Source organism: Nocardia sp. NPDC060249, assembly GCF_042728755.1.
GTDB lineage: Bacteria > Actinomycetota > Actinomycetes > Mycobacteriales > Mycobacteriaceae > Nocardia.
Window position 1 is genome coordinate 14079 of record NZ_JBHXAQ010000022.1, and the last position, 17456, is coordinate 31534.

Genomic DNA, 17456 nt, shown 5'->3' on the forward strand with positions numbered 1-17456 from the left:
GGAGGTGTCCGTTATCGAACAGATCCGGGGAAACCGTGCAGGAGGAAGCGATGGCCGAGCACTCCGATCGCCGGGTTCGACGCACCAGGGACACGCTGCACAAGGCGCTGATCGAGCTGATGATCGAGCGCGGCTACGACAAGGTGACCGTGAGCGACATCATCGGCCGCGCCGACGTCGGGCGGTCCACCTTCTACGCGCACTACCGCGACAAGGACGACCTGCTGCTGGTGAGCTGCACCGAGTTCCTGCGTCGCGAGATCATCCGCACGACAACACCGGGTTCTCCGCTCGCGCCGCTGCGCGTGATGTTCCATCTCGCCGGGCAATATCCGGAGGTGTATCGCCCGCTGATCGGGCCGAAGGCGACCGCCACCGTCGTGCGCGCCTATCGGCAGTGCGTCGCCGAGCTGATCGGTGAACTCCTCGGTGAGCAGCCGGCGGGCACGATCGAGTTCCTGTCGTGGGCCTTGCTCGGCGTGCTGGGTCCGGTGATCGAGCCGACCGCGCCGACACCACCCGCGCAGGCGTGGCAGCGGTTCGAAACGCTCGCGCTGTACGGGCTCAGTGGATCCGGCGGCGCAGGTCCGGCCACGGCGGCCGACGCAGAATCGCCAGCGCCGCGATGACCCCGGTGAGCAGGCCGATCCATTCGCCGAGTTGAGCGATGCGATTGGCGTCCATCGCGGGCGTCCAGTGCGCGCGCCCTTCGTGGACGACGAACACACCGACCGGACGAGGGTGCCGCAGCAGGCCACCACCGCGCGAGACGGTGATGACCGTGGCACCGCCGGCAGTGTCGATCGGCTCGCCGAAAACGATCAGCGGCTCGGTCATCAGCTGTTCGACGCGATCTCTGATCGTCATCGCCATCCTGTCTCGTCGTTCGGCATTGCCGTCGAACATACGCGCACCGCGTGTCCTTCGCCGAGGTTCGTTTCGTGCGGCGCGCCCGCCGACCGCCGGATCGAGGCATATTACGAATATCGTTGTCACCCAATTCTTTCCGATTCGGGCGTCAACACAAACATCCCCGCACGCGTCGCTTCGGGAGAGCGCCGCCGCTCAGCTGCCATGATGGTTGGGTCATAGCCGTGGCGAAAGGTGCACCGATGTCAGAGCAGACGCTGTCGACGCAGTGGTCACGATCGCTGGGACTGCGGGCGCCACTGGTGAACGCGCCGATGGGCGGCGCGGCCGGTGGACGGCTCGCGGCGGCGGTGAGCGCGGCGGGTGGGCTCGGGATGATCGGCATGGGCAGTGCGGGGTCGGTGGCGGCGTTGCGGCGCGAACTGGCTGTCGCCGGACCACCGGCCGGGATCGGGCTCGTCGACTGGGTCCGCGCCCGCGAAACCGGGCTGCTCGAGGCTGCGATCGCCGCTGGTCCACGGATTATCTCGGTGAGTTTCGGCAGTGATTTCTCCTGGGTCCCCCAGGTGCGGGCGGCCGGCATCCTCGCCGTCACCCAGGTGTACGACGCACCGGGCGCCCACCGTGCTCAGGACGCGGGTATCGACATTCTGGTGGCGCGCGGCAGCGAAGGTGGCGGCCACGGCGCCGAGCGGCTGGCCTTGCTGCCGCTGCTCGACGCCGTGCTCGATATCGCGACCGTCCCGGTCCTGGCCGCCGGTGGTATCGGTTCCGGGCGCACGCTGGCGGCGGTGCTCGCGGCGGGAGCGGCGGGAGCGTGGCTCGGGACCTGTCTGGCCGCCGCCGAGGAATCACTATTGCCCGAATCGGCCCGCCTCGCGATGCTCGCCGCCGACTCCAGCAGCACCACCGTCACCACCGCGTTCGACGAGGCCCTCGATCTGCCCTGGCCACCGATCTATCCGGCGCGCGTGCTGCGCAACGAGTTCACCGATCCCTGGTCGCGGCTCGAGGGCGACGACGTGCCCGATTCCGACCGCCTTCGTGCGGCGATCGCGGACGACGATCCTCGGCTCGCACCGGTGGATGCCGGTCAGGGCGTCGGATTGGTGACCCATATCGAGCCTGCGGCGACCATTGTCGACCGACTGTGCGAAGACGCGGCCGAGCTGCTGGCAGCACACCACCTGTAAGGCTGGTCGCGACCGCGCGAGCGGTCGGGCTGTTGCAAAAATATGTAGACCAGTCTAGTTTTGGCGCGTGGGCAAAAAGGGAGCCGAAACGCGGTGCAAGTTGATCAGGGCGACGCGGTCGCTGATCGAGTCGCACGGATACTTCGGCGCCGGGCTCAATCAGATCGTGCAGGAGAGCGGCGCGCCGCGCGGGTCGCTGTACTTCCATTTCCCGGGCGGTAAGGACGAATTGGTGGCGGCGGCGCTCGCCGAGAGCGGGACCGACATCGCGACGATCATCCGCACGGTCGAGGCGACGGACGCGCGAGATTTCGCGCGAAAGATGGTGAATCTGCTGGGCGATCAACTGGAATCGTCGGACTGGACCATCGGCTGCCCGGTGGCGGCCGTCGCCTTGGACACGGCGTCGACCAACGATGCCGTGCAGCAGGCTTGTTCGGCGACCTACCGACTCTGGGAAGAGGCGATCCGGGAACGACTGATCGGATTCGGCCATCCCGAACCCGAACGGATCACCACGGTCGCGCTCGCCCTGATCGAAGGCGGTCTGGTGCTGGCTCGCACCCACCGTTCCCGCCGCCCACTTCAGCACCTCGCAGACACCATCGATGTGCTGATCTGAGCCGCTCCGTACCCCCATCGCTCAAGGCATACCTTCAAAATATGTAAATCGGTCTACTGAAAGTAGGACAACATGGCACACACCGACTCCATCGTTTTCGGCGCCGCCGGGTTCATCGGCCGCTCCCTGGTCGCCGAATTGCTGCGAAACGGGAACACCGTCACAGCCGCGCTGCGTGCGGGCAGTCAGGATCGACTGCGGACCTGGCTGGACGGGCACAGTGTCGACACCGCCGGTTTGACCATCACCACCACCGATATCGGCGAACCGGACCTCGCGCTGGGCGACACCGTCGAAGGGGTGCGTGATGTGTACAACGCGGCCGCGTTGATGAAGTTCGGGCTGGATGCGGAGGTGGCGCGACGGGTCAATCTCGACGGTGCGGTGCATGTGCTGGAATGGGCTGCACGGCAACCGGATCTGCGGCGCATCGTCCACATCACCGGCTACCGCGCTGCCGACGACGGGGGCGAGCAGGACTACGGCAACGGCGCGTACGAGGCGTCGAAGGTCGAGGCCGATGGTGTGCTGCGGCGGATCGCGGTCGAGCGCGGCCTCCCGCTGACCATGGCGAATCCGGCCGGAGTGCTCGGACCCGGCCAGTACTTCGGGCTCTCCGACATCATCGACAACCTTTGGCAGGGTCGATTGCCCGCGCTGCCGGGCTCGGCCGATACCTTCGTTCCGGTGGTCGATCTCGACTACGTGGCGAGGTTCATCGTCGGGCTGCCCACGCAAGCCGATACGGTCGGCAAGTCCTATCCGCTGCTGGATGCCGCGACTCCCGTACTGCCCGAGCTGATTCGGCTCGTCGCGGATCATCTGCACGTCGCCGCGCCGCGCTTCACGCTGCCGACCGCGCTGGTGCGTCGACTGCCCAGGGCAGTGACTCATGCCGATCCCGAAGCGCTGTCCTTCCTCAGCAGCGATCGGTACGACACCAGCCGAAGCGACGTCATCGCACAGCGTCTGGGCATCAGCCATCCGCCGGTCGGCGAACTGCTGCGCACCTACGCCGACGGGATCGTCGCCGGCCGCAACGGCGCCGTCACACCTACACCGAAATCCGGATTCCGTGCCGGGACGTGGCTGATCGGCGAACGAACCGACCCGGAATATGTTCTGTTGCACGGGATTCCGCTCGACAGCGAATCATGGTCCGACGTGGTGCGGGAGCTGGATGCCCCCACTCTGGCGGCCGACCTCCCCGGACTCGGGCGCTCAGCGGTGTCCGCGCAGTCGACCGGCGACTGGATGGAGGAACTGATGGCGCCGGTGCGGACGCGACCGGTCATCGTCGGTCATTCGTGGGGCACCTGGGCCGCGATCGAATTCGCGCTGCGCCATCCCGATCGGGTGTCACGGCTGGTCCTGATCGCGCCCGCGTTCCTCCAGCAGCCTGCCTCCCGGCTCACGGGTTCGCCCCTCGCCGCCGAGGTCGTCAAGCGGATGTCCGCCGCGACCTTGGCCTCGCGACTGGGCATTCCGGAAGGACCTGCCATCACCTCCGCGAGCGCCGACCTGCGACGACCTGGTGTCGCCCAGCGCACTTGGGCGGCCCTGCGCGCCGCCGGTGCCTCGCGAGACGAACTCGCCGCGAAGCTGACCCGCGTCACAGTTCCGGTCGACATCATCGTCGGTTCGGACGATCCACTGATCGAGCCGACCGATCGACCGGTCACCACGATCACCGGCACCGGGCACTACCCGCAGCTGACCCATCCGGAGCTGGTCGCGCGCGCACTGGCCGAATCGGTTTCCGCGGGACCGCAAGACCACCCTGCGAGCAGCAGCCGCTAGACGGCCGGACCCGTGCTCGGTCGATCCCGCGCTACCGGGCCTTCGCCGCGCCGACAGCCGGATCGCTCCGCGACGCTCACCCGGTCGGCGCCGTGAGGTCGATCCGAAGCGCAGGGTCGTTCACCATCTCCGGCTGGAGTGTGATGGTTTCCTCGGTTCGCCAGCGTGCGTGCCAGATGGGGACGCCGCCGGGGAGATCCAGTTCCCGCGGTCTGGTGAGCAAGGGCAGGTCGAGGCGGGCCGAAGCGACGGTGACGGCCGCGTTCGTCGGCGTGTGCGACCACACGTCGTCGACCGCGTTGGTGATCCGGACGCCCAGTCGGTGGCCGGTGGCCAGGCGAGCGTCCTGCCAGAGCAGCCGGATCTCGGATTCGGCGCGGACCGGGGCGATGCCGCGCGTGGTGACGGTGGCACGGCCGTCGGGGGCGATGTCGTAGAGCTCCAGTGCGACAGTCGCTTCCGGCGGGCCGGTGAGGGTCAGCGCGGCAGTCGCGCGGCCCGCGAGGTGCACGGGCTCGGTGACCGGCGCCGAAATCGACCAGATTTCCCGGTCCGCTCCGGGCAACAGACCACGATCGCTGTAGGTGCCGGTGCGCAACGCGACGGAGGTGCGCCGGGAATCCGTAGGCGGCCACACGGTTTCACCGCGCCAACCACCGTCGAACTGGCCGACGGTCACCGGCGGGCCCGGTACTTCGACATCGGCGCCCGCCACATGTTTGTCCAGGAAGGCGTAGAGCTCCGCGGCGAAGTGGGGTGTGTCGCATTTCGCGCGGCAGTCCGAGTGGCCCCACTGGCCGAACCAGGCACGGTGTTCCCCGGGACCTCTGGCTTCCCAAGCCTCGATGATGCGATCGGCACGGGTATTGGAGTCGAGGAAGCTCTGGCCGAGGAACATCGGGGTGGTGTTGCCTCGGACGGCCTCGACCATGTCGCGCTCGCGCCAATCCGGGTTGGCCCCGTTGTGGTCGGTGGTGAGGGCGAGATAGCGGGCGGCGCAGTCCTGGGTCATCTGAACGGCATTGGCTTTGTACTCGTCGCCGTCGTCGGGGTGGCCGGGGGTCGAGGCGATGGCCAGGTGTTCCGCGCCCGCGGTGTCGGCGGGGCGGATACCGTCCTCGGTCAACGGTTTTCCACCGAACTTCCACGCCGTGCCCTGCATGTAGAGATACGAGTACGGATCGACGACCGGTTCGAACGCCGCCACCGCCGCCAGCCCCTTCGGCTTCGCGGCCAGCGCCATCATCCCGGTCCATCCCTCATAGGACGTGCCGACCACGCCGACCCGCCCCGTCGACCACGGCCTGCTCGCCGCCCACTCCACCGCCGCCGCCACATCCGACCGCTCCCCCGGGCCACCGAAATCCGGGCAGCCGTTGGACCCACCGAACCCGCGCAGATCGACGATCACATACGTGTACCCGGCCCGCAACGCCCACTCGACCGGCAAGTTGTCGGTCGAGGGTCCACCACCCGGGCGAGGCTGGGACAGGTACGCCAGATGCGCCCGATACGGACTGGCCGTCAGCAGCACCGGAGTCCGCGCGTCGGCCGCCACCCCCGGCGGCCGGAGGACGTCGGCATGCAGCCGAGTCCCGTCGGGTGCCGTCAAATACTCCTGCGTCCACGTGAACGACACGTTCACCGGCTCGGCCGTCGCCGGCACCGCCGTCCCGAGCACCAACGCCACACCGGCCACCGCCCGCGCCACCACAACACCCAATCGCACCCCCGGACTATTGCCGCTCCCCGCCTCGCCGTCCAGCCCCGATAATCCGGGGCGTGTCGCCCATCAGCGATCCGCCCGAGCATCCAACTCGGCGAGCAACTCCAGACTGTCCCGGTAGAGAGCCTGCTGTACCGCTTCGTCACGGGAGGCCACCGAGGATCGCACCGGTGTGCGGCCCACCAGATACTGACCGGTGATTCCCTCGCGATCCGGTGCCGCGGCCAGCCACGCGAGATCCGCGCCGGACCCACGCGGCGTGCGAACTCCGGGAAGCACGACGAGGGCGCGGGCGATCGTCTTCCAGCCGAACCGCTGGACCGCACTGGCGTCCCTGGCCAATCCGGTTCCAGGCATCAGGCCCGGGTCGAACGCGTTCACTGCGATGTCGCGTGGAGCCAACTCGCGAGCGAGGTGGTAGGCGGTCTGGAGGTTCGCCAACTTCGAGGTGCTGTAGCGGCGACGAGCGTCGCGCTGTGCCGATTCGGTCGGCGACGGCGGATAGGCGAGTTCGCGGGCGGTGGCGCGCAATGGGTGCGGCATCCCGGTGAACTGCTCGGGGTCATGAGTTCCCGAGGACACCATGATGATTCGCGCGGGTGCGGTGAAGTGGGCGAGCAGGTCGAGGATGAGGCCGAGGTGACCGAGGTGGTTGGTGGCGAAGGTCGCCTCCATGCCGTCCGCGGTGAGGGTCCGGCGGGTGAACTGCACCCCCGCGTTGCACACCAGACCGGCGAGCGGCGGTAGATCCGCGGCGGCGAATTCGGCGACGAACCCACCGACCGACGGGCGCGAGGACAGGTCGAGCGCCATGCCGCGCGCGCCGATCGTCGCGGCCAGTTCCCGAGTTCGAGTGCCGTCGCGACCGGTGATCACCACAGTGTTGTGCGGGTCGCGCGTGAGATTCCTGGCGCATTCGTACCCGAGACCGCTCGTGCCGCCGGTGACGACCACAGTTCTGTCACTTGATGCCATATGGCATAGTCTGCCATGTCGTCGCGTCATGCGACACTGTTTCGATGTCGCTGCGGGATCTCAAACGGGAACGGACCAGGCAGTCCATCGTCGACACCGCGTTCGGCCTGTTCGCCGAACGAGGCTTCGACGGCGTCACCGTCGCCGAGATCGCGGCGGCCGCGGAAGTCGGCACCCGCACCCTGCACCGCTACTTCACCAGCAAAGAAGAGCTGGTCTTCCCCGAAGACGATGACCTGCGTGCCGACCTGGCCCGGCTCCTCGCCGAACGTCCCGAGGGCGAACACCCCGAGACCACCCTCGCCGTCGTCATCAACCCCCTGATCAGCCGGTTCGGCGGTGAACAGCTCACCCAGGCGCGCACCCGCGACGCCCTGATCACCAGCACGCCCGCCCTCCGCGCCCGCGATCTGGCGAAGCAGGCCGCCGTGGAACAGCTCATCGAACACCACCTGGCCCGCCAGTTGGGCGTCGCCGTCGACAGCGACGTGCGCCCGTCCCTGTGGGCGAAGATCGGCATGGCGTGCTTCTTCTCCGCCTACCGCGTCTGGCTGCACGAAGGCGGCGACCTCGCCCAGCATCTGACCGACGCCCGCACAGCGTTGGCCGATTCCGTTCCTCGACGCACCTGACGCGCCTCGCGGTCGGTGGTGCCGGCGCGCGGTGGGGGGTACGCCGTTCGTGCGCCGGATACAGACGAGTCCACCCGCCCCGTGATTACGGAGCGGGTGGACTCGACACTGATTACTGCGTACCCACTGCGGACGGAACGGGCCGATCAGGCCCGTTCCCGCAGGTCAGGATCACACGTCGTAGTAGAGCTCGAACTCGTACGGGTGCGGACGCAGGTTGACCGGGGCGATCTCGCTCTCGCGCTTGATGTTGATCCAGGTCTCGATCAGGTCGGGGGTGAACACGTTGCCCTCGGTGAGGTAGTCGTGGTCCGCCTCGAGGCGATCGATGACCGTGGCCAGGCTGGTGGGGGCCTGGGGGATGTTCTTGGCCTCCTCCGGCGGGAGCTCGTAGAGGTCCTTGTCGACGGGGGCCAGCGGCTCGATCTTGTTCTTGATGCCGTCCAGGCCGGCCATCATCATGGCGGCGAAGGCCAGGTACGGGTTACCCGAGGAGTCAGGCGCGCGGAACTCGATGCGCTTGGCCTTCGGGTTGTTGCCCGTCACCGGGATACGCACGGCGGCCGAGCGGTTGCGCTGCGAGTACACCAGGTTGATGGGGGCCTCGTAGCCCGGCACCAGACGGTGGTACGAGTTGACGGTCGGGTTGGTGAACGCCAGCAGCGACGGGGCGTGGTGCAGGATGCCGCCGATGTAGTGACGCGCCAGATCCGACAGGCCGCCGTAGCCGGCCTCGTCGTGGAACAGCGGCTTGCCGTCCTTCCACAGCGACTGGTGCACGTGCATGCCCGAGCCGTTGTCGCCGAAGAGGGGCTTCGGCATGAAGGTGACAGACTTGCCTTCCTGCCACGCGGTGTTCTTCACGATGTACTTGAACAGCTGCAGGTCGTCCGCGGCCGAGAGCAGCGTGCCGAACTTGTAGTTGATCTCGGCCTGACCGGCGGTGCCGACCTCGTGGTGGCCGCGCTCGAGCTCGAAGCCCGCGTTCTGCAGGTTGGTCGAGATCTTGTCGCGCAGGTCGACGTAGTGGTCGTACGGGGCGACGGGGAAGTAGCCACCCTTGTTGCGGACCTTGTAGCCGAGGTTGCGGCTGCCGTCCGGGTTGAACTCCTTGCCGGTGTTCCACGAACCGGAGACGGACTCGATCTCGTAGAACGAACCGTTCATGCCGGAGCCGTAGCGGACGCCGTCGAAGATGTAGAACTCGGCCTCGGCACCGAAGAAGGCGGTGTCGGCGATACCGGTCGAACGCAGGTACTCCTCCGCCTTGCGCGCGATGTTGCGCGGGTCGCGGGAGTACGCCTCACGGGTGAACGGGTCGTGCACGAAGAAGTTCAGGTTGAGCGTCTTCGCGGCACGGAACGGGTCGATCCGCGCGGTGCTGAAGTCGGGGAGCAGGAGCATGTCCGACTCGTCGATCGACTGGAAGCCACGCACCGAGGAGCCGTCGAACGCCAGACCCTCTTCCGCCAGGTCGGCGGTGAACGCCTTGGCCGGGATCGAGAAGTGCTGCTGGACGCCGGGCAGGTCGGAGAAGCGGATATCGACGTATTCGATGTCCTCTTCCTTGATGTACTGGATGACCTCTTCGGCCGTGCTGAACGTCACTTGCTCTCCTTACGAATCGGTTCCCAGCCAGTCGCGATGCTGGCCCTCTCGAACGACCTGCGCGCAGTCGCTACGAAGGGGTTCGTCGCGACCTGACGCTAAGGACGCGGTGTTTCCCAACAGTCAAGGCTATGTTTCGCCAGTGTTACGCGAACCGGATGCCTGGGTGATGTCAGCCATCCGGGCGCGATCTCCACGCTAATCCTGCCATCCGCGCGATCCCGCGCTGACGTGACCTCCATTTATGCGGTCGTGGGCGGCCGATCGCGCGCCACTATCCTGGGTGGCATGGCACGTATTACCGGCACATGGCTCTCCGGATCCCCGGGCGAACCCGGCGACTCGGAAATCTCCGGCTACCCCGGTGAGCTCTACGGGCTGCCGCGCGAGGGAGCGGGCTCGCTCGCCCCGACGTGGCGCCGCGTCGTCGCGCTGTTCATCGACTGGTTCATCGCGGTCGGGATCGCCGCGGTGATCACCCGCAGCTTCGTGTCGTCGTCGGTGCCGCTGCTGGTGTGGTTCGTGGTCGGCGTGGCCGCGGTGACCCTGTTCGGGTTCACGCCGGGCCAGTACTTCATGAAGCTGCGGGTGCTGCGCATCGACGCTCCGGTGGCGGTGGGCTTCGTGCGCGCGCTGGCCAGGCAGGTGCTGCTGGTGTTCGTGGTGCCGGCGCTGTTCACCGACGCCGACGGTCGCGGCATGCACGACCGGGCCACCGGGACGGCACTGGTCAACGCTCGCTGAGCTGTCAGGCCCACGCGCGCAGCCCTACGATCAGGCCGTGTCACTGAATCCGGCCTTGCTGGCCGTGCGTTTCCTGCTCGAATTGGTCGCCATCACCTCGTTCGGAGTGCTGGGCTGGCGAGCCTTCGATTCCCCCTGGCGATATCTGCTCGTCGTCGTGCTGCCGGTCGCCGCGGCGGTGCTGTGGGGGACGTTCGCCGTTCCCGATGATCCGAGTCGCAGCGGCGGCGCTCCGGTGCCGGTCCCGGGTCCGGTGCGGCTCGGGCTCGAGTTCGCGGTGCTGTTCGGCGGGGCGGCGGCGCTGTGGGGCGCGGCCCTGCCGCGGTTGGCGCTGATCTCGGCGGCCGTTCTGATCGGCTACCAGCTGCTGGCCTACGACCGCGTCCTCTGGCTGCTGACCGGCCGCTCGACCGAAGCCTGAAACGGCGCGAGCCCGCCACCTGGAACAGGTGACGGGCTCGCGGCGGAAGTAGGTCAGCGGCGACGAATCGCGCGCTGCATGCCCTTCATCTTCGCGCCGGGGGGCATCGGGCCCTTCGGCATCGCGGGACCACTGCGCGAGCTCAGGGCCGAGAGCCTGCCCTCGATCTGGTCGATCCGCTTGACGTCGATGTTGCGCGGCAGCTTGGTGAGGTATTTCTGCAGCTCCTTGAGCGGAGTCTGGCCTTCCTCGTTGCCGACGATCACTTCGTAGATGGGGGTGTCACCGACCAGGCGGGCGGTGCGCTTCTTCTCCTGCGCGATGAGCGAGCGGACCCGCTGGGGCGAACCCTCGGCGACGAAGATCACCCCGGGCAGGCCGATGACGCGGTGCACGGCGTCGAGCTGGGTGGTCGCGGCGACGCCGTTGGACACCCGCCACTTGCCCTGCAGGTTCTCCAGCACCCACGCCGCGGCGCCCGCCTGACCCTCGGCCTTGCGGTACACGTTCTTCTGCACACGGCGCCCGAACAGGATGAATGCCAGCAGCACACCCAGCAGCAGACCCAGCGGCAGCAGGAACCACTGCATGTCGAAGATCAGCCCGATGAGGAAGAAGACCACCGTGGTGCCGACCAGTGCGCCGATCATCAGCGGCAGCAGCGCCTTGTCTTCCTTGCGCTGCATGTTGAACGCCTGCCACAACTGCTGACGACGCTCGCGTGATGCCTGCTTACGGGCCGCTTTAGCCGCGGCCCTGGCTTCCTTCGACGGCTTGCCGCCCTTGCCTCCTGCCATGGTGTCAGCTTAGATGGCGCGCCGCCGGGGCGTCTGACCGCATCACACCGCGCGACGATCCCGGCGTTTCGGGCACGTTCGGCGGGCGCCGGCCCACGCCACGGGCCACAATGGCTGAGATGCGCCCGATCACCGAGAACCCCACCCTGCCCCCCGTCACCGAGGGCGTCGATGACGACGTCGCCCGGCGGCTGGCGGTCGCGCTGCAGTGCGTGACGGTGTCGACCGAGGATCCCGCGCACACCGCCCACGCGGAGTTCGCGCGCCTGGCCGCCCACCTCGAGGCGTCGTTCCCGCGCGTCCACGCCGAGCTGTCCTTGACGACCTTCGACCACAGCAGGCTCTACCGCTGGGACGGCGTCGAGCCCGGTGCGGCGTCGGCGATCCTGCTCGCCCACCAGGACGTGGTGCCGGTCGACGACGCGCAACGCTGGACCCATCCCCCGTTCGACGGCGCCGTCGACGACGAATTCATCTGGGGCCGTGGCGCGATCGACGACAAGAGCCGCGTGCTCGCCGTCCTGGAAGCGGTCGAGTCGGCACTGGAAGGCGGAATTCGCCCGCGCCGCACAATATTTCTCGCCTTCGGTCACGACGAAGAGGTCTTCGGTGACGGCGGCGCGGTCCGGATGGCCCAGCATCTGCGCGACCAGGACGTGCGCGCGGACCTGCTGCTAGACGAGGGCGGGGTGATCACCGAGGGCGTCGCCGACGGGGTCGACCGACCGGTGGCCAGCATCATGCTCGGCGAGAAGGGCTATGCGACGGTACGGCTTTCGGTCACCGAGACCGGCGGCCACTCCTCGATGCCGGGCAGGCAGACCGCGGTGGGACGGCTGGCACGCGCGGTGGCGCGGGTGCAGGATCATCCGATGCCACTGCGGCTGACGCCGGTGATCAGCGACATGCTCGCCCGCATGCGGGAGGCACTGCCCGAACCACGCCGCCGGCTGCTCGAGCTCACCGACGCACGCGGGCTGGCCAGGTTGGCCGGACCGCTCGTGGCCCGCATCATGGCGACCGGCCCGACCACCGAGGCGCTGGTGCGCACCACCACCGCGCCCACCGTGATCAGCGGCGGCGTGAAGGCCAATGTGCTGCCGCAGAGCGCCGAGGCGCTGGTGAATTTCCGTATCCTGCCGGGCGATTCGGTGGCGGCGGTGCTGGCGCACTGCACCCGGGTGATCCGCGATATCGGCGTGGCGATCGACCTCGTCGGGCCGGCGTCGGAGCCCTCGCGATTCGACGGGCCGGGTCCGGCGTTCGACATGGTCGCCGAACTGGCGACGAGTGTGGTGCCCGGGATCGTGACCACCACCGGGATCGTGCCGGGCGCCACCGATTCACGCCACTACGACGGCCTGGCCGCGACCCGCTGCAACTTCGCGCCGATCGTGTTGACCGCGGCGGATCTGGAACGAATCCATGGAACCGACGAGCGGATCTCGCGGCTCAACTACGCTCGGCTGATCGAGTTCAACCGGCGTCTCATCGAGCGGCTCGCCGCGGCGCCCGAAGCAGGAGGAGCGCCACGATGACAACCGACACCGGCGAGTTCGCGGGCCACGGCGGCAAGATCGCGTGGCGCGCATGGCAACCGGAGTCGGCACCGCGTGCGGTGGTGGTGCTGGTGCACGGCGTCGCCGAACACTCGGGCCGCTACGAACACGTCGGCACCACGCTGGCCGACGCCGGCTTCGCGGTCTACGCGCTCGACCACATCGGGCACGGCCTGTCCGAGGGCCCGGCGGCCAATATCGGTTCGATGCAGGGCGCCGCCGACAATGTCGCGACCCTGCTCGACCTCGCGGCCGCCGCCCATCCTGGTGTCCCCCGATTCCTGCTCGGGCATTCGATGGGCAGCCTGGTGGTCCTGCACCAGGCGACCCGAGGACCGGTCGACGTGGCGGGCGTCATCGTGTCCGCGCCGCCGCTGGACATCCCGCTCGGCAATCCGATCCAGCGCCTGGCCGCTCCCCTGCTTACCCGGTTCGCGCCGAATCTCGGTGTGCTGACCCTGGATTCGTCCACGATCAGTCGTGATCCCGAAGTGGTGCGCGCCTACGACGACGACCCGCTGGTGTTCCGCGGCAAGCTGCCCGCGCGCACCGCGGTGGAGATCCTGCAGCACACCGCGCTGGTGAAGCAGCGCCTCGGCGCGCTCACCGCGCCGCTGCTGGTAGTGCACGGCACCGCCGACGTGATCGCGTCACCGTCGAGCGCCGATCTGCTCGAACGCGACGCGGGCTCGTCCGATGTGACGGTGCTGCGCTACCCGGGGCTCTACCACGAGGTGTTCAACGAGCCCGAGCGAGCGAAGGTGCTCGGCGATGTCACCGACTGGCTGTCCACCCATATTACTGCTCAGTAAGTTTTCGCGCGGGCGGCACTAGTAGACTTACCACTCATGACCACGTCTACCGGCGCCGTTGCCTTCATCCGCGCCAGCTGGCACAGCTCCATCGTCAACAAGGCGCACGAGGGCTTCCTCGCCGAATACACCGGCTTCGGCTTCGACTCCGAGGTCGTCGAGGTGTTCGACGTCCCCGGCGCCTTCGAGATCCCGCTGCATGCCCAACGCCTGGCCCGCACCGGCCGCTACGACGCGATCGTCGCCGCGGCCCTGGTCGTCGACGGCGGCATCTACCGCCACGACTTCGTCGCCTCCGCGGTGATCGACGGCTTGATGCGCGTGCAGCTCGACACCGACGTGCCGGTGTTCTCGGTGGTGCTCACCCCGCACCACTTCCACGAGCACAGCGAACACGTGGACTACTACACCAACCACTTCGTGACAAAGGGAGCTGAGGCTGCCCGCGCGGTGGCGAACACCCTCAGCTCCCTACGGTCACTGCCTACGGGACGCTGACTACCCGAACGGTCCAGTCAGGCCCGCACCGGACAAACGCCGGTACGAAACGCCCAGAGCCGCTGGATAACTCTGCCGTGGCCGTGCCCGGTGACTATGCAGTCGGCCTGCATTCACCGGCGCGGCTGCCACCTCCCGAGTCGATTTGTCATCCCTGGCCCCTCATCAACCTTTTCGTTTTGTCGACACCACGTGTAGTAGGACTGCGTCGCAAGGTACTCCAAGCATTCCTGCTTAGACGAGAACTCATGCACCAGGGCAGAACTGAACTCACCAGGAACCACTGACGCCGACGCCGACGCCGGCAATACCATTGCGTACGAGGCCGCACCGATAATCACGACGGGCAAGAACTTTTTCAACATATCGGTGCTCACATTTCCAGAATGGCCATGCAGGACAACCTAATCCCCCAGTCGGCCAGGTGGCCCCTCCAACTCAACGGCCGACAACAACCATGTTTCATCAAACAACCAACGGTGTCAATGCCGTATTTCTCTGCGACAGAGCATCTTTCACAAAGTCAATGTCGGCAATCAGGAATGGAAAAGCGTCACGGCACCTGAGTCGAAGATCGCCGAGGCAGCGGCCGACGAAAATCCGGTGGCATGCAACCAGCCGAAAACTCGAGGTCGATACGCGGAGCCGAGGGTAGCCGCTAGGATGGCGAAAACCCTCAGCTCTGGCGTCAACGGCTAACGCATGCCCTATTTGAACTGGGTCAGGCAGGCCGACTCGCCGTTCAAGACACCAGTGCGGAACGCCTCCAGTCGCTGGTACCCACTCGGCACAACTTTGCCATTGACGTCGGCGGCAGCGCGGCCATCGGCGAGCAGACCAGATACAGCTTCGTCCAGGTCGCCAGCCGACAGGCGTGGATCGCTGGCCGGGTCGCTGAGTTTCGTGGTTAGCACACCCGAGAGGCAGGCGGTGCGCAGACCAGCCGAGTCGGCGCCGGTCAACGACAACTTACGATCCTGCTGTACCGCAAGAGCGTAGCGGGAGACGAATACTACAGCGGCGTTATAGTCGCCAGTAACGACCGCCGACAAGGGCTCGCCTTTGCTGCTCGAACCCTCACCCGCACGCTTTGCCATCGCGGGTAGGTCAGTGCCGATCGTGTTGCTTCCTGGGCAGTAAGACACCGGTTCGGTGGTTGTCGTGGAGGAACAATTGCGGACGACACCGGCGTAGTCGAACTTCGGCGTGTTCTTCAACGGCATCGACTTGCCCAGTTGGTTGGCCAGGTTGCTGAGATTTTCCTGGTCCACCGCGAGCTGCTTTTCGCGCTCGTCATCGATGAACGTGGTCGGTAGACCACCGCGACGCTTGGCAATCTCGTCCTCGTTGATGTCCTTGCACGACTTGGCGCCCTGGGTGTAACCCATCTGCACCGCCGTTACCCGCTCGAACGCCGAACCGTGCACGGCGTCGGGATCGTTGGGGTCGCGGTCACGCACGGCGACGGTCGCGCCGAGCACACCGTTGAGCCCGTCGGTGGTGTTGAGCGTGAAGTGCTTCGAATTGCCCTCTGCCACATGGCGAAGGAACACACCGGCCAGGCAGTCGGCCTGCTGCTCCTTGACCAGCGCATCGGTGAGGAACCCGCGCAGCAGGTCGGCCTGGGACTGGATGGCGTGCCCGTATTCGTGGGCGAGCACCATCACCACCGACATCTCCTTGTACTTGTCGACCAGCAGCGGCAGCAGGACGGTGCGGTCCCAGCCGATGGTGTGGTCGAGCGGGCAGTACGCGGCGTTCACCAGCTTGTAGGTGCTGCTCTTGCAGAACTGCACCGACTCCGACTCCGGCGCCTTCGCCGACCACGAGATGTACTTCGAGGCGGGCTTGAAATTGCCACGGAAGGTCTTGGAATACTCGGTCTGCCAGTACTCTTCGATGTCGGCGATGGCGTTGAGAGCGAGCTTGTCGATCTTGCCGTTGTCGCCGTTGTCGGCCTTCTTGTCTGTGTCGGGCACACCGGGACGCGACCCGCTGGGGCCGGTGGACGACGCCGCGCCCGCCACCTCCCACGGATTGTCCATGATCGGCTGCGCCTGGTCGCTCGCGACTGTTGTCGCGCCGCAACCGGTTACGAGCATGCCGATACTCATCAAAGCTGCCATGGTCGCGCCGAACCGATGTCTTCTCATGCGCTGTCCTCCCCGGAAATGACGCGGACGCCTAGCGGTCCGCGATCGAGCGATCACATGGTAAACGACCACTGTCACAGGTCCATTCGGATCGTGGCCAGCACCGCGCGATGGTCGGAGCCGGGGATGGTGAGGGTGCGGATCTGTTCTGCCACCCCACCTGCGACGAGGATGTGATCGATCCCGATCACCGGCCCCCACCGGCGATCCGCCGGGTAGGTGAGCAGGACACCGTCGCCGGTCTGGTCGGCGGCCGAGGCGAACGCGCCGTCGAGCAGTGCGCGGTAGGCCGAATGATCGTGTGTCGCATTGAAATCCGCGCCGACGATCGCGGGGGCGCTGGTCGCCGCGAGGATCTCGTCGACCCGGCGCATCTCGGCCGACCAGGCGCCGAAGTCGAGGTTCGGCGGGATCGGGTGGAAGGCGAAGACCGATATCGGTCCGCGCTGTGGATGTTGCATCGTCGCGGAGATATTGCTCATGATGAAGCCGTCGTATTTCTTGGTGTCGCGCAACGGGTATCGGCTGTAGATACCGGTGCCGCCGCCGCCCGACTGGGCGGGCTCCAGATAGACGTAGGGCAGTCGCTCCTCGAGTCCGGCCCCACGCAGGCCCGTGATCGAGTCGTTGGTCAGTTCCTCGACGGTGAGCACGTCGACGTTGTTCTCCCGCACCGCGCCGACCACCGCGACCGGATCGGCCTTGCCGAAGAGGATGTTCGACTGCATCACCACCAGTTCCGGCCCCTCGGCGGCCCTGGCCTCCGGAATGTAGGACGGGACCACCAACCACGCCGCCCCGGCCAGCACCAGTGCCGCCGCCGCCGAGCTGCGCCAGCCTCGCGCGGCGAGCAACAGCACCAGCCCTACGACCGCACCGAGCATCAACCACATCGCCCCCGACGCCAACAGCACCATCGACTTCTGGCGCCAGTCCGCGACGTGCAACACGATCCCGGCCACCGCCGCGACCACCGCGCCCCACCCCAGGACGAGCAACGCTCGTTCCAACCCTTTACGCATCATGAGGCCACCCTAAGCGGCTCC

General features: G+C 67.3%; 17 protein-coding genes. 10 read left to right on the forward strand and 7 right to left on the reverse strand.

From position 1 onward, the window contains the following. Nucleotides 1-50: 50 nt before the first annotated feature. Entirely contained in the window at nucleotides 51-629 is a 579-nt protein-coding gene (locus ACFWFP_RS33745; RefSeq protein WP_379301942.1) for a TetR/AcrR family transcriptional regulator, read from the forward strand. Here ACFWFP_RS33745 and ACFWFP_RS33750 read toward each other — a convergent pair. Beyond that, the gene (locus tag ACFWFP_RS33750) at nucleotides 565-867 is read right to left on the reverse strand and encodes a hypothetical protein (RefSeq protein ID WP_379301944.1); all 303 of its coding nucleotides are present in this window, start codon (nucleotides 865-867) and stop codon (nucleotides 565-567) included. The genes ACFWFP_RS33745 and ACFWFP_RS33750 overlap by 65 nt on opposite strands. A gap of 245 nt (nucleotides 868-1112) precedes the next feature. On the opposite strand from ACFWFP_RS33750, the gene ACFWFP_RS33755 reads away from it, so the two are divergent. From ACFWFP_RS33755 to ACFWFP_RS33765, 3 genes are all read left to right on the forward strand, one after another. Continuing rightward, nucleotides 1113-2063 carry an NAD(P)H-dependent flavin oxidoreductase gene (locus ACFWFP_RS33755; protein ID WP_379301946.1) on the forward strand — a complete coding sequence of 317 codons (951 nt, stop codon included), beginning with the start codon at nucleotides 1113-1115 and terminating at the stop codon, nucleotides 2061-2063. 67 nt (nucleotides 2064-2130) lie between these two features. Continuing rightward, a complete protein-coding gene (locus ACFWFP_RS33760) occupies nucleotides 2131-2685 on the forward strand; it encodes a TetR/AcrR family transcriptional regulator (RefSeq protein WP_379301948.1) in 555 nt (184 codons plus the stop codon). A 72-nt stretch (nucleotides 2686-2757) separates the two neighbouring features. Next, nucleotides 2758-4485: an alpha/beta fold hydrolase gene (locus ACFWFP_RS33765; protein ID WP_379301950.1), complete on the forward strand. Its 1728-nt coding sequence runs from the start codon at nucleotides 2758-2760 to the stop codon at nucleotides 4483-4485. 76 nt (nucleotides 4486-4561) lie between these two features. Here ACFWFP_RS33765 and ACFWFP_RS33770 read toward each other — a convergent pair whose 3' ends face one another. Continuing rightward, nucleotides 4562-6214 carry a CocE/NonD family hydrolase gene (locus ACFWFP_RS33770; RefSeq protein WP_379301952.1) on the reverse strand — a complete coding sequence of 551 codons (1653 nt, stop codon included), beginning with the start codon at nucleotides 6212-6214 and terminating at the stop codon, nucleotides 4562-4564. Nucleotides 6215-6277: 63 nt separating this feature from the next. Then, the gene (locus tag ACFWFP_RS33775) at nucleotides 6278-7186 is read right to left on the reverse strand and encodes an SDR family NAD(P)-dependent oxidoreductase (RefSeq protein ID WP_379301954.1); all 909 of its coding nucleotides are present in this window, start codon (nucleotides 7184-7186) and stop codon (nucleotides 6278-6280) included. 44 nt (nucleotides 7187-7230) lie between these two features. Here ACFWFP_RS33775 and ACFWFP_RS33780 point away from each other — a divergent pair, with 44 nt between their 5' ends. Beyond that, a complete protein-coding gene (locus ACFWFP_RS33780; RefSeq protein ID WP_379301956.1) occupies nucleotides 7231-7818 on the forward strand; it encodes a TetR family transcriptional regulator in 588 nt (195 codons plus the stop codon). Nucleotides 7819-7989: 171 nt separating this feature from the next. Here ACFWFP_RS33780 and glnA read toward each other — a convergent pair whose 3' ends face one another. Next, nucleotides 7990-9426, reverse strand: a complete 1437-nt coding sequence (gene glnA, locus ACFWFP_RS33785) for a type I glutamate--ammonia ligase (protein ID WP_378919328.1) — start codon at nucleotides 9424-9426, stop codon at nucleotides 7990-7992. 288 nt (nucleotides 9427-9714) lie between these two features. Between glnA and ACFWFP_RS33790 the strand changes: the two genes are divergently transcribed. Then, nucleotides 9715-10170 carry an RDD family protein gene (locus tag ACFWFP_RS33790; RefSeq protein WP_379301958.1) on the forward strand — a complete coding sequence of 152 codons (456 nt, stop codon included), beginning with the start codon at nucleotides 9715-9717 and terminating at the stop codon, nucleotides 10168-10170. A 37-nt stretch (nucleotides 10171-10207) separates the two neighbouring features. Next, nucleotides 10208-10591, forward strand: coding sequence for a YrdB family protein (locus tag ACFWFP_RS33795; RefSeq protein ID WP_379301960.1), 384 nt, complete (start codon nucleotides 10208-10210; stop codon nucleotides 10589-10591). Between the two features lie 53 nt (nucleotides 10592-10644). Here the strand turns inward: ACFWFP_RS33795 and ACFWFP_RS33800 are convergent, their stop codons facing one another. Then, the gene (locus ACFWFP_RS33800) at nucleotides 10645-11388 is read right to left on the reverse strand and encodes a DUF4191 domain-containing protein (RefSeq protein ID WP_379301962.1); all 744 of its coding nucleotides are present in this window, start codon (nucleotides 11386-11388) and stop codon (nucleotides 10645-10647) included. Nucleotides 11389-11507: 119 nt separating this feature from the next. On the opposite strand from ACFWFP_RS33800, the gene ACFWFP_RS33805 reads away from it, so the two are divergent. Genes ACFWFP_RS33805 through ACFWFP_RS33815 form a run of 3 tightly spaced genes read left to right on the forward strand, consistent with a single transcriptional unit; the run spans nucleotide 11508 to nucleotide 14257 of the window. Next, a complete protein-coding gene (locus tag ACFWFP_RS33805) occupies nucleotides 11508-12926 on the forward strand; it encodes a M20/M25/M40 family metallo-hydrolase (RefSeq protein ID WP_379301964.1) in 1419 nt (472 codons plus the stop codon). After that, nucleotides 12923-13759, forward strand: coding sequence for an alpha/beta hydrolase (locus tag ACFWFP_RS33810; RefSeq protein ID WP_379301966.1), 837 nt, complete (start codon nucleotides 12923-12925; stop codon nucleotides 13757-13759). Before ACFWFP_RS33805 ends, ACFWFP_RS33810 begins: the two co-directional genes overlap by 4 nt. A gap of 36 nt (nucleotides 13760-13795) precedes the next feature. Further along, on the forward strand, nucleotides 13796-14257 hold the full coding sequence (locus ACFWFP_RS33815; protein ID WP_379301968.1) for a 6,7-dimethyl-8-ribityllumazine synthase: 462 nt from the start codon (nucleotides 13796-13798) through the stop codon (nucleotides 14255-14257). A gap of 707 nt (nucleotides 14258-14964) precedes the next feature. Here the strand turns inward: ACFWFP_RS33815 and ACFWFP_RS33820 are convergent. Beyond that, the gene (locus ACFWFP_RS33820; RefSeq protein WP_379301970.1) at nucleotides 14965-16383 is read right to left on the reverse strand and encodes a metallopeptidase; all 1419 of its coding nucleotides are present in this window, start codon (nucleotides 16381-16383) and stop codon (nucleotides 14965-14967) included. Nucleotides 16384-16484: 101 nt separating this feature from the next. Then, complete coding sequence (locus ACFWFP_RS33825) at nucleotides 16485-17435, reverse strand: endonuclease/exonuclease/phosphatase family protein (protein WP_379301972.1); 951 nt, start codon at nucleotides 17433-17435, stop codon at nucleotides 16485-16487. Nucleotides 17436-17456 lie beyond the last annotated feature (21 nt).

Excerpts from the sequence above, each read along its gene's own strand:
- ACFWFP_RS33745 (WP_379301942.1), top strand. The coding sequence starts at position 51 with ATGGCCGAGCACTCCGATCGCCGGGTTCGACGCACCAGGGACACGCTG.
- ACFWFP_RS33750 (WP_379301944.1), bottom strand. The coding sequence starts at position 867 with ATGACGATCAGAGATCGCGTCGAACAGCTGATGACCGAGCCGCTGATC.
- ACFWFP_RS33755 (WP_379301946.1), top strand. The coding sequence starts at position 1,113 with ATGTCAGAGCAGACGCTGTCGACGCAGTGGTCACGATCGCTGGGACTG.
- ACFWFP_RS33765 (WP_379301950.1), top strand. The coding sequence starts at position 2,758 with ATGGCACACACCGACTCCATCGTTTTCGGCGCCGCCGGGTTCATCGGC.
- ACFWFP_RS33775 (WP_379301954.1), bottom strand. The coding sequence starts at position 7,186 with ATGGCATCAAGTGACAGAACTGTGGTCGTCACCGGCGGCACGAGCGGT.
- ACFWFP_RS33780 (WP_379301956.1), top strand. The coding sequence starts at position 7,231 with ATGTCGCTGCGGGATCTCAAACGGGAACGGACCAGGCAGTCCATCGTC.
- ACFWFP_RS33790 (WP_379301958.1), top strand. The coding sequence starts at position 9,715 with ATGGCACGTATTACCGGCACATGGCTCTCCGGATCCCCGGGCGAACCC.
- ACFWFP_RS33800 (WP_379301962.1), bottom strand. The coding sequence starts at position 11,388 with ATGGCAGGAGGCAAGGGCGGCAAGCCGTCGAAGGAAGCCAGGGCCGCG.
- ACFWFP_RS33805 (WP_379301964.1), top strand. The coding sequence starts at position 11,508 with ATGCGCCCGATCACCGAGAACCCCACCCTGCCCCCCGTCACCGAGGGC.
- ACFWFP_RS33810 (WP_379301966.1), top strand. The coding sequence starts at position 12,923 with ATGACAACCGACACCGGCGAGTTCGCGGGCCACGGCGGCAAGATCGCG.
- ACFWFP_RS33815 (WP_379301968.1), top strand. The coding sequence starts at position 13,796 with ATGACCACGTCTACCGGCGCCGTTGCCTTCATCCGCGCCAGCTGGCAC.
- ACFWFP_RS33820 (WP_379301970.1), bottom strand. The coding sequence starts at position 16,383 with ATGGCAGCTTTGATGAGTATCGGCATGCTCGTAACCGGTTGCGGCGCG.
- ACFWFP_RS33825 (WP_379301972.1), bottom strand. The coding sequence starts at position 17,435 with ATGATGCGTAAAGGGTTGGAACGAGCGTTGCTCGTCCTGGGGTGGGGC.